The sequence below is a fragment of the Geodermatophilus obscurus genome, assembly GCF_900115395.1.
GTDB lineage: Bacteria > Actinomycetota > Actinomycetes > Mycobacteriales > Geodermatophilaceae > Geodermatophilus > Geodermatophilus obscurus_B.
Genome location: NZ_FOWE01000001.1, coordinates 171,957 through 188,544, shown reverse-complemented (window position 1 = coordinate 188,544; position 16,588 = coordinate 171,957). Strand labels below are relative to the sequence as shown.

General features: G+C 77.5%; 17 protein-coding genes. 7 read left to right on the top strand and 10 right to left on the bottom strand.

Translation table 11 applies throughout. The features are described from left to right. The first annotated feature begins 2 nt into the window (after positions 1 to 2). From BM165_RS00900 to BM165_RS00890, 3 genes are read left to right on the top strand one after another with little or no spacing between them, the layout of a single operon-like run. Positions 3 to 809 (top strand): ABC transporter permease subunit, encoded by an 807-nt coding sequence (locus BM165_RS00900; protein WP_244273946.1) that lies wholly within the window; start codon positions 3 to 5, stop codon positions 807 to 809. Further along, a complete protein-coding gene (locus BM165_RS00895; RefSeq protein ID WP_244273945.1) occupies positions 806 to 1,600 on the top strand; it encodes an ABC transporter permease in 795 nt (264 codons plus the stop codon). The genes BM165_RS00900 and BM165_RS00895 overlap by 4 nt, the downstream gene beginning before the upstream one ends. Continuing rightward, positions 1,597 to 2,652 (top strand): ABC transporter ATP-binding protein, encoded by a 1,056-nt coding sequence (locus tag BM165_RS00890; protein WP_075011643.1) that lies wholly within the window; start codon positions 1,597 to 1,599, stop codon positions 2,650 to 2,652. The genes BM165_RS00895 and BM165_RS00890 overlap by 4 nt, the downstream gene beginning before the upstream one ends. Here the strand turns inward: BM165_RS00890 and BM165_RS00885 are convergent. The 3 genes from BM165_RS00885 to BM165_RS00875 all read right to left on the bottom strand — a co-directional run bounded on the left by BM165_RS00885 (position 2,634) and on the right by BM165_RS00875 (position 6,177). Further along, entirely contained in the window at positions 2,634 to 4,061 is a 1,428-nt protein-coding gene (locus BM165_RS00885; RefSeq protein WP_075011642.1) for a radical SAM domain-containing protein, read from the bottom strand. The two genes, BM165_RS00890 and BM165_RS00885, sit on opposite strands and share 19 nt — an antisense overlap. Before the next feature lie 102 nt (positions 4,062 to 4,163). After that, positions 4,164 to 5,711: an MFS transporter gene (locus BM165_RS00880; protein WP_075012060.1), complete on the bottom strand. Its 1,548-nt coding sequence runs from the start codon at positions 5,709 to 5,711 to the stop codon at positions 4,164 to 4,166. 58 nt (positions 5,712 to 5,769) lie between these two features. Beyond that, the gene (locus BM165_RS00875) at positions 5,770 to 6,177 is read right to left on the bottom strand and encodes a RidA family protein (RefSeq protein WP_075011641.1); all 408 of its coding nucleotides are present in this window, start codon (positions 6,175 to 6,177) and stop codon (positions 5,770 to 5,772) included. A 57-nt stretch (positions 6,178 to 6,234) separates the two neighbouring features. On the opposite strand from BM165_RS00875, the gene BM165_RS00870 reads away from it, so the two are divergent. Genes BM165_RS00870 through BM165_RS00860 form a run of 3 tightly spaced genes read left to right on the top strand, consistent with a single transcriptional unit; the run spans position 6,235 to position 8,372 of the window. Then, positions 6,235 to 6,846, top strand: coding sequence for a TetR/AcrR family transcriptional regulator (locus tag BM165_RS00870; RefSeq protein ID WP_075011640.1), 612 nt, complete (start codon positions 6,235 to 6,237; stop codon positions 6,844 to 6,846). A 54-nt stretch (positions 6,847 to 6,900) separates the two neighbouring features. Next, complete coding sequence (locus BM165_RS00865; RefSeq protein ID WP_075011639.1) at positions 6,901 to 7,839, top strand: helix-turn-helix domain-containing protein; 939 nt, start codon at positions 6,901 to 6,903, stop codon at positions 7,837 to 7,839. Then, a complete protein-coding gene (locus BM165_RS00860) occupies positions 7,836 to 8,372 on the top strand; it encodes a dihydrofolate reductase family protein (RefSeq protein ID WP_075011638.1) in 537 nt (178 codons plus the stop codon). The genes BM165_RS00865 and BM165_RS00860 overlap by 4 nt, the downstream gene beginning before the upstream one ends. Before the next feature lie 76 nt (positions 8,373 to 8,448). Here BM165_RS00860 and BM165_RS00855 read toward each other — a convergent pair whose 3' ends face one another. From BM165_RS00855 to BM165_RS00840, 4 genes are all read right to left on the bottom strand, one after another. Beyond that, a complete protein-coding gene (locus BM165_RS00855) occupies positions 8,449 to 9,048 on the bottom strand; it encodes a YceI family protein (protein ID WP_075011637.1) in 600 nt (199 codons plus the stop codon). A 79-nt stretch (positions 9,049 to 9,127) separates the two neighbouring features. Next, positions 9,128 to 9,937, bottom strand: coding sequence for an acyl-CoA thioesterase (locus BM165_RS00850; protein WP_075011636.1), 810 nt, complete (start codon positions 9,935 to 9,937; stop codon positions 9,128 to 9,130). Positions 9,938 to 10,077: 140 nt separating this feature from the next. Beyond that, positions 10,078 to 11,220, bottom strand: a complete 1,143-nt coding sequence (locus tag BM165_RS00845; RefSeq protein WP_075011635.1) for a thiolase family protein — start codon at positions 11,218 to 11,220, stop codon at positions 10,078 to 10,080. After that, positions 11,213 to 12,634, bottom strand: a complete 1,422-nt coding sequence (locus tag BM165_RS00840) for an MFS transporter (protein ID WP_075011634.1) — start codon at positions 12,632 to 12,634, stop codon at positions 11,213 to 11,215. Before BM165_RS00840 ends, BM165_RS00845 begins: the two co-directional genes overlap by 8 nt. A 51-nt stretch (positions 12,635 to 12,685) precedes the next feature. Between BM165_RS00840 and BM165_RS00835 the strand changes: the two genes are divergently transcribed. Next, positions 12,686 to 13,786 (top strand): LacI family DNA-binding transcriptional regulator, encoded by a 1,101-nt coding sequence (locus BM165_RS00835; protein WP_075011633.1) that lies wholly within the window; start codon positions 12,686 to 12,688, stop codon positions 13,784 to 13,786. A 7-nt stretch (positions 13,787 to 13,793) separates the two neighbouring features. Here the strand turns inward: BM165_RS00835 and BM165_RS00830 are convergent, their stop codons facing one another. Genes BM165_RS00830 through BM165_RS00820 form a run of 3 tightly spaced genes read right to left on the bottom strand, consistent with a single transcriptional unit; the run spans position 13,794 to position 16,353 of the window. Next, positions 13,794 to 14,558: a crotonase/enoyl-CoA hydratase family protein gene (locus tag BM165_RS00830; protein ID WP_075012059.1), complete on the bottom strand. Its 765-nt coding sequence runs from the start codon at positions 14,556 to 14,558 to the stop codon at positions 13,794 to 13,796. 50 nt (positions 14,559 to 14,608) lie between these two features. Beyond that, entirely contained in the window at positions 14,609 to 15,709 is a 1,101-nt protein-coding gene (locus tag BM165_RS00825; RefSeq protein ID WP_075011632.1) for a CaiB/BaiF CoA transferase family protein, read from the bottom strand. After that, positions 15,706 to 16,353, bottom strand: a complete 648-nt coding sequence (locus BM165_RS00820; RefSeq protein ID WP_244273944.1) for a dienelactone hydrolase family protein — start codon at positions 16,351 to 16,353, stop codon at positions 15,706 to 15,708. Before BM165_RS00820 ends, BM165_RS00825 begins: the two co-directional genes overlap by 4 nt. Between the last annotated feature and the right edge of the window lie 235 nt (positions 16,354 to 16,588).

Sequence of the window (16,588 nt, the reverse complement as noted above, 5' to 3'; positions counted from 1 at the left end):
CGGTGGCCGTGCTCGGCGCCGCGCTCACCGTGGCCGTGCTGCAGAGCACCGGGCTCATGCCGGTGGTCGGCGAGCCGGACCCGACGACGGCCGGCTACCGCGCGCTGGCCGGCGACCGGGCGCTGCTCGACGGGCTGCGCGTGTCGCTGGGGATCGCGGCGGCCAGCACTCTCCTCGCGCTGGCGGTCGGCCTGGGCACCGCGCTGCTGGCCCGCACCACCCGGCTGGGCGGGCGGCTGCTGCGCGCGGCCGCGGCGGCCACCGTGCCGGTGCCGCACCTGGTCGGGGCGGCCGCGATCGGGCTGCTGCTGGCCGACTCGGGCCTGGCCGCCCGCGCGCTCGCCGTCGAGCCCGGCGACTTCCCGCCGCTGGTCGGCGGACCGTGGTGGGTGGCGGTGGTCGCCGAGTACGCGTGGAAGGAGTCGGCGTTCGTCGCCCTCGTCGTGCTGGCCGCCCTCGCCGCCGGTGAGCGCGAGCTCGACGAGGCCGCCGCCACCCTCGGCGCCGGGCCCTGGCAGCGGCTGCGGCGGGTCGCGCTGCCGCTGGCCGCGCCGTCGGCGGTGGCCGCCGGCGGGGTGACGTTCGCCTACGTCCTCGGCTCCTACGACGTCGCCTGGCTGCTCGGCCGCAGCTACCCCGAGCCGCTGCCGGTGCTGGCCTTCCGGCTGTGGACCGACGTCGACCTCGCCCGCCGCGAGCAGGCGCTGGCCGTCGCGGTCGTCACCACCGCCCTCGCGCTGGCCTCCCTGCTGGCCACCGCTGCGCTGCTCGCGCGGACCGCCCGTGCGACCGGGCGCACGGCGACGTGACCCGGGCCGCTCCGCTGCGGCGGCGGGCCGGGGTGGCGCCGCGGGTGGCCCTCGCCCTGGTGTGGCTCGCCCTGCCGCTGGTCCCCCTCGTGCTGTGGGCGGCCGCCGACCGGTGGTCCTTCCCCGCCCTGCTGCCGACCGCCTGGGGCCTGACCGGCTGGCGGCAGGCGGCCGACCAGGGCGCGGCGGCGGCGCTGGGCCGCTCGGTGCTGCTCGGCCTGGTCGTCGCGGCGCTGGCCACCCCGGCCGGGGCGATGGCCGGGCGCGCGCTGGCCCTGCACCGCGTGCCCGCCCGGCGGCTGGTCGAGGGGCTGCTGCTCGCGCCGGTCGCCGTCCCGCCGTTCGCCGTCGTCATGGGGCTGACCACGCTCACGCTGCGGGCCGGCATCCCGGGGACGGTGGCGCTGGTCTGCGTGCTGACCGTGTCGGCGCTGCCCTACACGGTGTTCGTCATGCGCTCGGCCTACACCGGCTACGACGTCGGTGTCGAGGAGGAGGCCCGCACGCTCGGCGCCGGCCCGCGGGCGGTGCTGCTGCGGGTGCACCTGCCGCTGGCCGCGCCGGCCCTGGCGACCGCGGCGTTCCTGGCCTTCCTCGTCGGCTGGAGCGACTACGTGGTGACCCTGGTGGTCGGCGGCGGGCAGTTGGTCACGCTCCCGATGCTGGTGGGCGCCCTGTCGTCGGCCACCGGCAACGACGCCGTCGTCGCGGCCGTCTCGCTCACCGCGGTCCTGCCGCCGCTGCTGCTGCTCGTCGCGACCGCGCTGCTGGCCCGCCGGGGCGCCCGGTGAGCGCGGAGCTGGTGGTGCGCGGCCTGGTCCGGCGGTTCGGCGGCACCCCGGTGCTCGACGGCGTCGACCTCGCCGTCCCCGCCGGGGAGTGCGTGGCGCTGCTGGGCCCCTCGGGCAGCGGCAAGAGCACCGTCCTGCGGCTGGTCGCGGGCCTGGACACCCCCGACGCCGGCCGGGTGCACGCCGGCGGCCGCGACCTCACCGGGCTGCCCCCGGAGCGGCGCGGGACGGCGATGGTCGGGCAGCGGCCCCGGCTGTTCCCCCACCTGTCGGTGCTCGACAACGTCGCCTTCCCGCTCGCCGTGGCCGGCCGGCGCCGCCGCGAGGCCCGCGCGCAGGCCGCCGGGCACCTGGCGCTGGTCGGCCTCGCCGACCTGGCCGCCCGGCGTCCGGCGACGCTCAGCGGCGGGCAGGAGCAGCGGGTGGCGCTGGCCCGGGCGCTGGCCGCCTCGCCCGCCGTGCTGCTGCTCGACGAGCCGTTCAGCGCCCTCGACCCCGGCGTCCGCGAGGAGATGCACCGGCTGCTGGCCGACCTGCGCGCCGCCGTCGCCCCCACCGTCCTGCTGGTCACCCACGACCGGCAGGAGGCCACCGTCGTCGCCGACACCGTGGCGGTGCTGCTCGACGGGCGGATCGCCCAGGCCGGCCCGGCGGAGGAGTTGCACACCCGCCCGGCGACGCTGGCGGTGAGCCGCTTCCTGGGCGGCGCCAACGAGGTGCCCGGGCGGGTGGAGGGCGGCGCCCACGTGTCGGCGCTGGGCCGCCTGGCGCTGCCCGTCCCGGTGGCCGCGGGTCCCGGCGTGCTCGTCGTCCGGCAGGAGGCGGTGGCGGTGACCGGGCCCGGGGACGACGCCGACGCGACCGGCACGGTCACGCGGGTGACGCCGCGGGGTGCGCGCCGGCGGGTCGAGGTGGCCACCCCGGCCGGGCCGCTGTCGGCCGAGGTCGGGCCGGGCCTCGCGCCGGCCCCCGGCTCGGCGGTCGGGCTGGTGCTGCCGGTCGCCCAGCGCTGGGTCGTCCCCTGCCCCGACGCTCAGCGGGCCGAGGGCTGACGGACCTCCACCAGCGGCAGGAGCCTGCGCAGCTCACGGTTCTCCCCCGGGTCGAGCACCGAGTGCTGCACGCAGGCGGGCACCGTGCGGCCCTGCTCGGGGTGGGCCATCGCGTAGACGCACGCGCCCAGCCGCTCCTGCACGGCGCGCACGGCGGGGTCCTCGGCCACCACGCCCCGCTCCATGAGCTCCCAGGCGGGGGCGACCTCGGCGGCGTCCATGAAGACGTGCATGACGACGGTGAACGGCCGCACCCGGCCCCGGGCGGCCACCAGGACGCGCACCCCGCCCGAGCGGCGCAGCGCCCTCCGCAGCCAGCCCAGCGCGAGCGGCAGGGCCCCGGGGTTGCCGGCGACGGCGCGCAGCAGCCGCGGCACGAGCACCGCCGGCTGCGTGTTGGAGACCTGCAGACCGCCGAAGCGGGCGAGGAAGGCGTCGCGGACGGCGAGGTCGCGCGGGTCGGTGTCGTCGAGGACCGGCACGAAGCGCTCCCCGACCAGCCAGCCCCACGCCGTCCGGTTGCAGCGCGGGTCGCCCATCTGCAGGGCCGACCACGGCAGCCGGGTGCCCATCCCGCGCTCGACCTCGGCCCAGACGTCGTCGGGGGTCTGCTCGCGGAACCCCTCCCTCCACCGGCGGCTGTCACCGACGAAGGCCGCGGGCTGGAACGAGATCATGTCGTAGCCCAGCGGCGGGGTGGTGCGGGCGACCTCGGCGACCTGCCCGAGGTTGCCCGGCGTGACGGTCATGTTGTGCGCCAGGTAGGAGCGCACGCCGTGCTCGACCCGCAGCCGCCGGAACATCTCGACGAACGCCCGGCGGAAGGGCAGCAGGTCGGCCTCGCTGCGCGGCCGGGGCAGGCCGCGGCGGCCGCGCATGAGCGAGTCCATGTGCGCGGCGAAGGACACCCGGCGCAGTCGCGGCCGGCCGTCGGGCCCGAGGACCACCCGGCGCAGGTAGTCCTCCGTGAAGTCGCCGTGGGTCATGCTCATCGGCTCGCGGCCGTGCCGGCGCATGGCCAGCAGCGCCTCGGCGTGGCTGTCGGGGTCGAGCAGGCTGACCTCGCCGCCGATGAGCTGGGCGTGCCCGTGCGGCCCGCGCAGCTCCTCCAGCAGCGCCATCTGCGCCGCCACCTGCGCCACGGTGTGCCCGCCGTCCACGCGCACCTTGTTGGCGTCGGCGGAGTGGTAGCAGGGGGTGCACGTGAAGTCGCACTTCGGGAACACGCCGTGCGTGCCCTCGCAGCCGACGGCGTGCCGGCCGACCAGCTGCGCCGGGGTGCGCGCGGACGCCGGGAGCTCGGCCCACCGCCGGGCCAGGGCCGCCGCCTTCAGCTGCGGCACGGGCCGGGTGGCCTCTGCCCAGCCCCGCAGCCGTGCCGCCGCCCCGCCGAGCCGCTCGCGCACCATCCGCCGTCCTCCCCGTGGGCCGCTCCCCGCGCGAGTCTCCCCGCTATCGGTGTGCCGCGCACCATGCGATCGACCGCCACCGACGGGGGGCCGGCCAGGGGGTCAGTGGTGCCAGGCGTGCGCGTGGCCGTGCGCGTCGTCGTCGGCCGCCTCGTGCTCGGCCGCCTCGTGCTCGGCGGCCTCCTGTTCGGCGGCCTCCTCCGCCCGGCTGCGCCCCAGGTCGACCAGCCCCAGCACCAGCGCGGCGCCGGCGCCGAGCACCGACACCGCCAGCCCCGCCGCGGCCGCGGCCGGGTAGTCGTCGGTGGCCGACAGCACGAGGTAGAACAGGCCCGGCAGCGCCGCGGTGCCGACCGCCGCGCCGAAGCGCTGCGCGGTCTGCAGCCCGCCGCCGGCCGAGCCGGCCATCGCCACCGGCACGTCCCGCAGGGTCATGGTGATGTTGGGCGAGATGACGAAGCCGCCGCCGATCCCGCCCAGCAGCAGCGCCGGCGCGATCGCCCAGCCCGCGGCCGACGGCGGGACGAGCAGCAGCACGACGGCGGCCGCGGTGAGGCCGACCATCACCCCGGCGAGGCCGAGCACGGTGAGCCGCCGGCCGTACCGCTCGACCAGGCGCCCGGCGACCACGGCCGCCGTCGCCGACCCGAGCGCGAACGGCGTCACCGCCAGGCCCGACTGCAGCGGCGTGTAGCCCAGGCCGGTCTGGAAGAACAGCGCGAACACCAGCCAGATGCCGCTGAACCCGACGAAGTAGACGGTGCCGAGCGCCGCCCCGATGCCGTAGCCGCGGGTCCGGGTCACCAGCCGCGGGTCGAACACCGGGTCGCCGTCGCGGGCCACCACCCGCCGCTCCCAGGCGACGAACGCCGCCAGCAGCGCCGCGCCGACGCCGAACAGCCACCACAGCCGCGACAGGCCGCCGGCCTCGGCCTGCACGAGCGGGAACAGCACCGCCAGCGCCCCGGCGCCGAGCAGCAGCACCCCGACGCCGTCGACGCGCCCGCGCCGGCCGCCCCCACCGGGCGGCAGCAGCCGCAGGGCGAGCACGAACGCGACGACGCCGATCGGCACGTTGACGTAGAACAGCCAGCGCCAGCCGTCCGGGCCCGACGCCAGGCCGAGGATCGCCCCGCCGGCGACCGGCCCGACGGCGGTGGAGATGCCGACGGTGGCGCCGAACAGGCCGAACGCCCGACCGCGCTCGGCGCCGCGGAACAGCTGCTGGATGAGCGCGGAGTTCTGCGGTGCCAGGCAGCCGGCGGCCAGCCCCTGCACCAGCCGTGCGGCGACCAGCCAGCCGATCGACGGTGCCGCGCCGGCCGCCGCGCTGGCCAGCACGAACCCGGCGAGCCCGGCGAGGAACAGGCGCCGCCGGCCGAAGGCGTCCCCGAGCCGGCCGGCGGGGACCAGCACCAGCCCGAACGTGAGCGCGTAGCCCGAGACCACCCACTGCACCGTGGCCGGGGTGGCGCCGAGGTCGGTCTGCAGCGAGGGCAGCGCCACCGACACGATGCTGACGTCGAGCAGCGTCATGAAGCCGACGACGAGGGTGACCGACAGCGCGCGCCAGCGCCTCGGGTCGGGGCGGTGCTCCGCGTCCGGGCCGGGGACGGAGCGGGCGGCGTCGGTCGCGGAGCGGGGTGGCACGACGGGATGCCCTACCCGGTCGCGCACCACCGACACCCGCCGCGCCGGTGCGCGGACCTCAGTCGAGGACGGCGGTGGCGTCGACCTCGATGAGCAGGTCCGGCTCGGCGAGCGCGACCACCGGGATGAGCGTGACCGGCTTCGTGAGGTCCCGGCCCAGCCGCTCCTGGGCCCGGCCGACGCCCTCGCCGAGCGCCTCGAGCTTGTCCGGGCTCCAGTCGACGACGTAGAGCGTCAGCTTGGCGACGTCGTCGACGCTGCCGCCGGCCGCCTCGAGCGCGGTGGCCACGTTGAGGAACGCCTGCTCGGCCTGCGCGGCCAGGTCGCCGGGGCCGACCGGCTCCCCCTCGGCGCTGCGGGCCACCTGACCGGCGAGGTAGACGGTGCGGCTGCCGCGGGCGACGGCCATCTGGTGGTAGATGCCGGGGACGGGCAGTCCGGGCGGGTCGATCAGCTCGACGGTCATGACGCCTCCTGGGGGTGTGAGGTCCATAACATAGCAGCGCTATGTCATAATGGTCCAGTGCCGAGACGCCCCGATCCCGCGGTGCGCGGCCTGCTCGTCGAGCGGGCCGCGCGGATGCTCGCCGACCGCGAGCCGGTGACCCTGCGCGCCCTGGTCGAGGGCACCGGGGCCTCCACGATGGCCGTGTACACGCACTTCGGCGGGATGCCGGGGCTGTGGAGCGCCGTGCGGCAGGAGGGGTTCACCCGGCTCGCGACCCGGCTGGACGGCGTCGCGCGCACCGGCGACCCGGTGCACGACCTGGCCGCCCTCGGCGTCGCCTACGCGCACAACGCACTGGACGCCCCGGAGCTCTACCGGGCCATGTTCGACGCGCGCGCCGACCTCGCCGACGCACCGGCCGCCGACGCGACCTTCGAGCGCCTGGTGACGGCGGCGGCCCGGGCCCGCGACGCGGGACGGCTGGCCGCGGACACCGACCCGCTCGGCCTGGCGACCCGGTACTGGGCGGCCGGGCACGGGCTGGTCTCCCTCGTCGTCCAGGGCGTCCTCCCCGCGGAGTCCCTGCCGCCCCTGGCCACCGACACCGCCGTCGCGCTGCTCACCGCCGCCGGCGACGACCCGGCCCGGTGCCGGGAGTCGGTGCAGCGGGCGTGGGCGGGCGGCTGAGACAGCGCAAGAACGGTCGGGCGGCACGGCCGGCCGGCTCGCCAGACTGACCGCGTGACACCGCCCGGCCGCGACCGCCTCCGCGAACTGCTCGACGCCGTCCTCGACGAGGACAACCGCACCCTGGCCGACATGGCCGGCGACGCCTACGCCTCGCCGTTCCACTTCAGCCGCCAGGTGTCCGGCGGCGCCGGGGAGTCACCGGTCGCGCTGCGCCGCAGGGTGGTGCTCGAGCGGGCGGCCTGGCAGCTGCGGCAGGGCGCGAGCGTCACCGACGTCGCGTTCGCCGCCGGCTACGAGTCGGTCGAGGGCTTCAGCCGGGCCTTCGCCCGCGCCTACGGCCACACTCCCGGCAGCCACGGCCCCGGCTCTCCCGACCCGGGGACCGGCGGGCGGGACGCGCACTGGCTGCCCGCACCCAACGGCCTGCACTTCCACCCCCCGTCGTCGCTGTGGGTGTCCGGGGAGCCGGTGCGCCGGGGCGGTGACGAGGTGACCGCCCTGCTGGTGCACCACGGCGTCGAGGACACCCGCGCGCTGCTCGAGCTCGCCAAGGGCCTGCCCGACGAGGAGTACCGGCGGGTCCGCGCACCGGGGCTGTCGGTGCTGCCCTGGGACGGCGCCGAGGAGACGCTGGCCGCCGTCCTCGACACCCTCGTCTGGACGCTGGAGGTCTGGGTCGCCTCGATCGAGGGCGCCGACGCCCCGGTCCGCGGTGGCGACGACGCCGCGGCGCTGCTCGACCGGCACGACGCCGTCGCGCCCCGGTGGCTGGCCGCCGTTCGGGAGATCTCCCGCCGCGGCGCCTGGGGCGACCGGCTCGTCGACGCGCTGTGCGAGCCGCCCGAGAGCTTCGTCCTCGGCAGCGTCGTCGCGCACGTCCTCACCTTCTCCGCGCACCGCCGGCTCCTCGCTCGGCACTGGCTGCGCGCGGCCGGCGCCGAGGTCGACGCCGGCGACCCCATCGAGTGGCTCTCCCGGAGGGACCGATGACCCGCACCGTCTACTACACCGCCACCACGCTCGACGGCTTCATCGCCGACCCCGACCACTCGCTGGACTGGCTGCTCACCCGCGAGGCCGACCACGAGGGCGCGACCGGCTACAAGGCGTTCGAGAAGACGATCGGCGCGCTGGTCATGGGCGCCTCCACCTACGAGTGGATCCAGCGGCACGGCGAGGACTGGACCTACGACCAGCCCGCCTGGGTGCTCACCCACCGGCAGCTCACGCCCTACGACGGCCGCGACATCCGGTTCACCGCCGCCGACACCGACGACGAGCTGCGCGCGCTGCACGCGGAAATGGCGGCCGCCGCCGGCGACCTCGACGTGTGGGTGGTCGGTGGCGGCCCGGTGGCCGCACGGTTCGCACGAGCCGGGCTGCTCGACGAGGTCGTCGTCTCGATCGCGCCGGTGACCCTCGGCGCCGGGATGCCGCTGCTGCCGGCGCACGTCGAGCTGGTGACCCGCGAGGTGTCGCAGAACGGCGAGTTCGCCGTCGTCCGGTACGACGTCGTCCGCTAGGTACGTCGGCCGGGTGGCCCCTCTGCAGGGTCCCGCCGCGAGCCTGCGAGCGGTGGGGGGCAGAGGGGTCCTTCGTCTAGGCGGCGCGGATCACCGAGACGTCGAACTCGACCTGGATGCGGTCGCTGACCAGCACGCCGCCGGTGTCCAGCGGGGTGTTCCAGGTCAGGCCCCAGTCGCTGCGCTTGATCGCCAGCGCGCCCTCGAAGCCGACGCGGGTGTTGCCGAACGGGTCGCGTGCGGAGCCGGTGAGGGTGAACTCGACGGTGACCGGGCGGGTGACGTCGCGGATGGTGAGGTCGCCGGTGACCTCGTACACCCCCTCGTCGACCGGCTCGACGTCGGTGGAGGTGAACACCAGCTCGGGGAACCGCTCGACGTCGAGGAAGTCCGGGGAGCGCAGGTGCGCGTCGCGGTCGGCCTGCCCGGTGTCGATGCTCGCCGTCGCGATGCGGATGCTCACGGTGCTGGCGCCGGGCTTGGCGACGTCGAGGTGGGCCTCGCCGGCGAAGTCGGTGAAGGCGCCGCGGACCGTCGTCACCATGGCGTGCCGCGCCCGGATGCCGATCCGGGTGTGCGCCACGTCGATCGTGTAGTCCCCCGAGACGTCGTCCAGCGCGGTCGTCGCCGCGTCGAAGTCGGTGGGGTCGCCCTCCGGTGCCCGGTGCTTCGCCACGTGTCCGTCCTTCCCCCTCGCAGGCCCCCATCCTCGCTGACGAGGACGGCGGCGCCACCGTCGGGCCGGTGAGCCTCCCTCAGCCGCCCGGCCGGAACGGGTTGCGCCCGGGCCGGAAGAGCGTCTCCTGGGTGAGGCTGGCGGCCAGCACCCCCTCCGTGGTGGTGACCGAGCCGGTGTACCAGCCGCGCCCGCCGGAGACGCTGTGCGGGACGAGGTCCACGAGCACCCAGTCGTCGAGTCGCGCCGGGCGGTGGAACCACACCGCGTGGTCGAGCGTCGGCCCGGGCGCCGCCTCCTCCTCCGGCAGCGCCGACAGCCCGGTGCCGATGTCGGAGAGGTAGGTGAGCGCGCAGGCGTGCAGCAGCGGGTCCGCCGGGAGGCCCACGGTGGCCCGCGACCAGAACCGCGTGGGGATCCGGGCCTGCGGCCAGGGCTGGGCGGGCCGCCGGCTCTCCATCGAGAACAGCCGCGGCAGGGTCAGCGGCGGGCACTGCGCGGGCGGCTCGGCGTCCGGGGCCGCGGCCACCTGGACGTCGGGGCCGGCGGTGGGCGCCTGGAACGAGGCCGACATCGACAGCACCACCTCACCGCCCTGCAGCGCGACGACGCGGCGGGCCGAGAACGAGCCGCCGTCGCGGTCCCGGTCGACGCGGTAGACGGTCGGCCGGGCGGCGTCGCCGCTGCGCAGGAAGTAGCCGTGCAGCGAGTGCGGCAGCCGGTCGGGGGCGACGGTGCGGCCGGCGGCGAGCAGCGCCTGCGCGGCGACCTGCCCCCCGTAGAGCGGCAGCGGGTCGGTGAACACCAGGGTGCTGCGGTAGAGGTCCCGGTCGATCTCCTCGAGCGTCAGGACGTCGAGCAGCGTCGGCTCCCCCGCGGTGGCGCTCACGAGCGGCCAGCGTAGGGACCCGCACGGCCTCCCCCGCCCGCGGGCCCGTGCAGGGAGCCGTCCTGCTCCTGCGGTGTCCCTCGCCCCCCGCGGTGGTGCAGCACCGCAGGAGCGCGGGGGACACCGCAGGAGCGACGCGGCTACAGCAGCTCGAGGATGGTGGCGTTGGCCTGGCCGCCGCCCTCGCACATCGTCTGCAGGCCGTAGCGGGTGCCGTTGTCGCGCATGTGGTGCACGAGCGTGGTCATGATCCGCGCGCCCGAGCCGCCGAGCGGGTGACCCAGGGCGATCGCGCCGCCGTTGGGGTTGAGCGCCTTGGCGTCGGCGCCGATGTCGGCCAGCCACGCCAGCGGCACCGGCGCGAACGCCTCGTTGACCTCGAACGCGCCGATCTCGTCGACGGACAGGCCCGAGCGCTGCAGGGCTTTCTGCGTGGCGGGGATCGGCGCGGTGAGCATGATCACCGGGTCGGCGCCGGCGAGGACGGCGGTGTGCACCCGGGCGATCGGGCGCAGGCCGAGCTCGGCGGCCTTCTCGCTGGTGGTCATCAGCAGGGCCGCGGCGCCGTCGGAGATCTGCGAGGAGTTGCCGGCGGTGATGACGCCGTCCTCGCGGAACGCCGTCTTGAGCGTGCCGAGCTTCTCCACGCTCGACTCGCGGATGCCCTCGTCCCGGCTGACGACGGTGCCGTCGGGCGTGGTCACCGGGGCGATCTGGGCGTCGAAGCGGCCCTCGGCGCGGGCGGCGGCGGCCTTCTCGTGCGAGGCGACCGAGAACTCGTCGCACTGCTGCCGGGACAGGCCCCACCGCTCCGCGATGGTCTCCGCGCCGAGCCCCTGGTTGATCTTCGCGCCGGCGTAGCGCTCGAGGAACCGCGTGCCGAAGGGGTTGGCGTCCATGCGCGCGGTGCCCATCGGCACCCGCGACATCGACTCCACGCCGCCGGCGACCACGACGTCGTAGTGCCCGGCGACCAGCCCGGCCGCGGCGAAGTGCACCGACTGCTGCGAGGACCCGCACTGCCGGTCGACGGTCACGCCGGTCACCGTCTCCGGCCACCCGGCGGCCAGGGCCGAGGTCCGGGCGATGTCGAAGGTCTGCTCGCCGACCTGGGACACGCAGCCCCAGATGACGTCCTCGACCTGCGCCGGGTCGACGCCGGCCCGCTCGGCCAGGGAGACCAGCACGTGCGCCGACAGGTCGACCGGGTGCACCCCCGACAGCCCGCCGTTGCGCTTGCCCACCGGCGTGCGCACCGCCTCGACGATCACCGCGTCACGCATCGTTGCTCCCCTCGACTGCTGTGGTCCCCGGCACACTAACCCCCGTCGCCGCAGGAGCGGCCGGCCGCCGGAGGAGCAGCGCCGCGGCGACGAGCGCGACCGCCGCCGCGGTCAGCCAGCCCAGCGGTGCGCCGGCCAGCGGCAGGCCGCTGCCCTCCGTGGCGCGGGCGACGAGCAGCACCCCCGCGACGCCCAGGGCGGTGCCCAGCTGCGCGGCTGTGTTGACCACGCCGGCGGCGGTCCCCTGCAGCGCCGGCGCGACCGCGGTGCCCAGCGAGGTCGCCGCTACCGAGGACAGGCCGATGCCGAGCCCGGACACCGCGACGGCGACCGGCACCGCCCAGACCCCCAGGCCGGTGGCGAGCAGGCCGGCGTCCCCGGCGGCGATGACGACCAGGCCCGCGGCGGCGGTCGTGCGGGCCGGGTGACGCCGCAGGACGCGCGCGGCCAGTGCCGCGCCGGCGACCACGCAGAGGCTGAAGGGCACCAGCGCCAGCCCGGCGGCGGAGGCGCCGAGGCCCTCGGCTCCCTGCAGGTGCAGTGTGGCCAGGGTGACCGCCGAGCTGGTGGCGGCGGTGTTGGCGGCCGAGGCGAGCGCCCCCGCCTGCAGTCCGGGGTCGCGCACGGCCGCGCGCGGCAGCAGCGGGTCGGCGGCCCGGCGCTCGACGGCGGGCAGCACGGCGGCGAGCGCGGTCCCCGCGGCCACCAGGAGCACCCCGGGCAGCCGGTGCTCGGCGTCCTCGAGCAGCGAGGCCCCGGTGACGACGGCGGCGACGGCGGCGGTGAGCACGCCCGCGCCCGCCAGGTCGAGCGCCCCCTCGGCCCGCCGCGGCACCCGGGGCGCGGTCCGGGCGACCGCGACGAGCAGCAGGACCGACAGTGGCACGGTGAGCCAGAACAGCGAGCGCCACCCGGCCGTGTCGGTGAGCACGCCGCCGAGGACGAGCCCGGTGGCCCCGGCCGCGGCACCGCTGGCGCTCCACGCGGCCAGCGCCCGGCGGCGCGGGCCCTCCCCCGGCGCGGCGGCGGTGAGCAGGCGCAGCGCCGGGGGCACCGACAGCGCAGCCGCGGCGCCCAGCGCGGCGCGGGCGGCGACCAGCACCCCCACCGACGGCGCGGTCGCGGCTGCCAGCGACGCGGCGCCGAAGAGCACCAGGCCCGCCTGCAGGACGCGGACGTGCCCGAGGCGGTCGCCGAGCCGCGCGCCGAGGACCAGCAGCGCACCGAAGAGCACCGCGTAGACGGTCACCACCGGCGCCGCGGCCGACGGGGGTGCCCCGAGGTCGGCGAGCATCGCGGGCAGCGCGGCCACCACCAGCGTGGTGCCGAGGACGTCGACGAACTGCACCGCGCACAGCACCGGCACCGCGCCGCGGGCCGTGCGGGCGACGGGGGTGTCCACCACCTGGGGCATGGCCGGTCCCCTACCCGTCTTCTTCATCGATGAAGCACGCAGGATGGGACAGTGACCGCCGACCGCCCGAGGACGCTGCGCGACGTCGCCGCCGAGCTCGGGATCTCGGCCAAGACGGTGTCCAACGCGTTCTCCCGGCCCGACCAGCTCTCCCCGCAGCTGCGCGAGCAGGTGCTGGCCACGGCGCGGCGACTGGGCTATCCCGGGCCCAACCCGCTGGCGGCCGGCCTGCGCCGCGGCCGGGTCGGGGCCATCGGCGTGGCCTACGACAACGGGCTGTCCTACGCCTTCGACGACCCGGTGGCCGTCGCCCTGCTCGCCGGCGTGTCGGCGGTGGCCGAGCCGGCCGGCGCCGGGCTGCTGCTGATCCCGGGGTCGACGGACGGACGCCGGCGGCTCGCCGCGGTCAGCGGTGCCGTCGTCGACGGGCTGCTCGTCGTCTCCACGGGCGACGACGACCCGCTGCTGGCCGCCGCCGTCGCCCGCGGGCTGCCGCTGGCCGTCGTGGACCAGCCCCGGCCCGACCGGCTGGCCGCCCTCGGTGCGCCTGGGACGCCGTGGGTGGGCGTCGACGACCGTGCCGCCGCGGCCGCGGTCGCCGGGCACCTGCTGGCCCTGGGACACCGGCGGCTGGCCGTCGTCTCCTTCGGGATGCACCGGGACCCGATCCGGCCCGGGCTCGCCGGCGAGCGGGTGCAGGCCGCGGCGACCTACGCCGTCACCCGGGACCGGCTCGCCGGCTACCGCGACGCGGTGGAGCGGGCCGGCCTGGACTGGGCGTCGGTGCCGGTGTGGCACGGCGGGGACAGCACGCCCGCCGTCGGCGCCGCCGGCGCGGAGGCCGTGCTTGCCACCGACCCCGCGCCGACGGCGCTGCTGTGCCTGAGCGACCGGCTCGCCGAGGGCGCGCTCGCGGCCGCCGCCGGCCGGGGGCTGCGCGTGCCGGCGGACCTGTCGGTCGCCGGCTTCGACGACGCCGGGCCGGCCGCCGGGCTGCGGCTGACCACCGTCCGGCAGCCGACCCGGGACAAGGGCGGCGCCGCGGCACGGGGCCTGCTCGACCGGATCGCCGGCCGGCCGGCCCCGCCGCCGCGGGTGCTGCCCGCCGAGCTGGTCGTGCGGGCGACGACCGGCCCCGCACCGGTCTCCTGAGCAGCGGTCAGCGGCCGCGCCAGACGGGGGCGCGGCGCTCGGCGAACGCGGTGGCACCCTCGCGGGCGTCCTCGGAGGCGAACACCGGCTCGATGAGCTCCTGCTGCCGCGCCCAGCCCTCCTCGGCGGTCCAGTCGGCGGTGCTCCGGGCGATCTGCTTGGTGGCCGCGACCGCCAGCGGGCCGTTCGCGGCGATGACCCCGGCCAGCTCCACGGCGGCCTCGAGCGCGCCCCCGTCGTCGACGACGGAGTTCACCAGCCCCACGGCGGCGGCCCGCTCGGCGTCGATCGGGCGGCCGGTGAGCAGCATCTCCATGGCGACCGCCTGCGGGACCCGGCGCGGCAGGAACAGCGCGGCGCCGGCGGCGGCCACGAGCGACCGGCTCACCTCGGGCACGCCGAAGCGCGCCGACCGGCCGGCGACGACGAGGTCGCAGGCGAGCACCAGCTCGAACCCGCCGGCCAGCGCCCACCCCTCGACGGCGGCCACCACAGGCTTGCGCGGCGGGGTCTGGGTGATGCCGCACAGCCCGCGGCCCTCGATCCCGGGCCGCTCCCCGCGCAGGAACGCCTTGAGGTCCATGCCGGCCGAGAAGGTGCCGCCGGCGCCGGTGAGCACCCCGGCGCGCAGCTCGTCGGAGGCGTCGAGCTCGTCGACGGCGTCGGCGACGCCCCGGGCCACCGCGGCATCGAGGGCGTTCTTCGCCTCCGGCCGGTTGACGGTGATGACCTGGACGGCGCCGCGGCGCTCCACCAGCACGGACTCGGTCACGGGGCAGGCCCCTTCCTCCGCGGCGCACCGCGGGCTCGTGCGCTCCCGGATCAGCGGGGGCGCGACCACTCCTCGAGCACGGCGGCGGCGTCGGCCGGCTCCGTGGGCACCGACGCGGCCGGGCCGGCCGGGGTGCGGGAGAACCGCGGCGCCGGGGCCGCCTGCACCACGCCGTCGACCTCGGTGAACGTGCCGCGGGCGGCCAGGTGCGGGTGGGCCGGGGCCTCCCGCGGCTCCAGGACGGGGGTGACGCAGGCGTCGGTGCCCTCGAACACCCGCTCCCAGTGCTCCCGCGGCTGCGCGCCGAAGGCCGCCGTGAACGCCTCGCGCAACCGCGGCCAGCCGCGCGGGTCGGACTGCGGCGGCAGGCCGGCGTCGGCGAGGCCGAGCCCGTCGAGCAGCGCGGCGTAGAACTGCGGCTCCAGCGCCCCGACGGCGACGTGGCGGCCGTCGGCGCAGGGGTAGACGTCGTAGAAGGGCGCCCCGCCGTCGAGCAGGTTGGTGCCGGGGCGGTCGGACCAGACGCCCATGCCGCGCATCGACCACATCAGCTGCGACACCAGCGCGACGCCGTCGACCATCGCGGCGTCCACGACCTGACCGCGGCCGGACCGCGACCGCTCGTGCAGCGCGGCCAGCACGCCGACGAGCACCAGCATCGATCCGCCGGCGTAGTCGGCGACGAGGTTGAGCGGCGCCCGCGGCGCCTCGCTGGGGTGTCCGAGCGCGGCCAGCGTGCCGGTCAGGGAGAGGTAGTTGACGTCGTGCCCGGCGCGCGCGGCCCACGGCCCGTCCTGGCCCCAGCCGGTCATCCGCGCGTAGACCAGCCCGGGGTTGCGCTCCAGGCACACGTCGGGCCCGAGGCCGAGGCGCTCGGCGACGCCGGGCCGGAAGACGTCGAGCAGCACGTCGGCGTTCCCGACGAGGGAGAGCACGAGGTCCAGGCCCGCCGGGGTCTTCACGTCGGCGGCGACCTGCCGCCGCCCGCGCAGCACGACGTCGCGGCCGCCCCGGCCGACGGACAGCCCGCCGGCGGGCCGCTCCACCCGGACGACGTCGGCCCCGAGGTCGGCCAGCACCATCGCCGCGTGCGGGCCCGGGCCGATGCCGCCGAGCTCGACCACGCGCAGCCCCGCGAGCGGGCCGGTCACGCGGCCGCCCGCAGGTGCCGGTCGAGGAAGCGCAGGATCCGGCCCCAGGCGTCCTCGGCCGAGGGCTGGTGGTAGCCGAGCCCGACGACCTTCTCCAGGGCGGTGAACGGCCCGGCGTTGTGGTGGTTGAGGAAGGAGTGCCCGGCGTCGGGGTACTCGTGCACGTCGTGCTCGACCCCCAGGTCGGTGAGCACCCGGTCCAGCCGGGCCGCGGCGCCGCGCAGCGCGACGTCGCGGCGGCCGAAGCTGGCCACCACCGGGCAGGCGCCGGCCAGGACCCGCTCGGCGTCCTTCGGCAGGAAGCCGTAGTTGGGCGCGGCGACGTCGAAACCCCGGGTGGCCGCCATGAGCGCGAACCCGCCGCCCATGCAGAACCCGAGGACGCCGATCCGCCCGGTGCAGTCGTCCCGGTCGGCGAGGAAGCGGCGGGCGGCCTCCAGGTCGCCGAACGCCGGGCCCTCGCCGCGGTTCAGCGCCCGGAACGTCGAGCGCAGGCACCGCCGCGCCCCGCCGGCGCTGAACAGGTCCGGCGCGAGCGCGAGGTAGCCGGCGGCCGCCAGCCGGTCGGCGTGCTGGCGCACGTCGTCGGTCAGCCCGAACACCTCGTGGACGACGACCACGCCCGGCCACGGCCCCTCCCCCACCGGCGGGACGGCGAGGTGCGCGGACAGCTGCGGCGTGCTGGCGCCACCGGGGACGACGGTGCTGGGCAGGACGGCCTCCTCAGAACGCGGGGAGCGGGTCGCGGGCGCCGGACGGTGCGGCGGGCCCGACGCTAGCGCCGGTGTGTGGCGGCCGTCTCACCGGGCCGGGTGCAGCGCGGATCACGGCCGCGGGGCTGGCGCGCGGACCTCCCGAGGAGGACAGTTGGATTTGCAG

What these genes read in the sequence shown, in the direction of transcription:
- BM165_RS00845 (WP_075011635.1), bottom strand. Translation starts at nt 11,220, where the DNA reads ATGCGTGACGCGGTGATCGTCGAGGCGGTGCGCACGCCGGTGGGCAAG.
- BM165_RS00885 (WP_075011642.1), bottom strand. Translation starts at nt 4,061, where the DNA reads ATGGTGCGCGAGCGGCTCGGCGGGGCGGCGGCACGGCTGCGGGGCTGG.
- BM165_RS00875 (WP_075011641.1), bottom strand. Translation starts at nt 6,177, where the DNA reads ATGACCGTCGAGCTGATCGACCCGCCCGGACTGCCCGTCCCCGGCATC.
- BM165_RS00840 (WP_075011634.1), bottom strand. Translation starts at nt 12,634, where the DNA reads ATGCCCCAGGTGGTGGACACCCCCGTCGCCCGCACGGCCCGCGGCGCG.
- BM165_RS00860 (WP_075011638.1), top strand. Translation starts at nt 7,836, where the DNA reads ATGACCCGCACCGTCTACTACACCGCCACCACGCTCGACGGCTTCATC.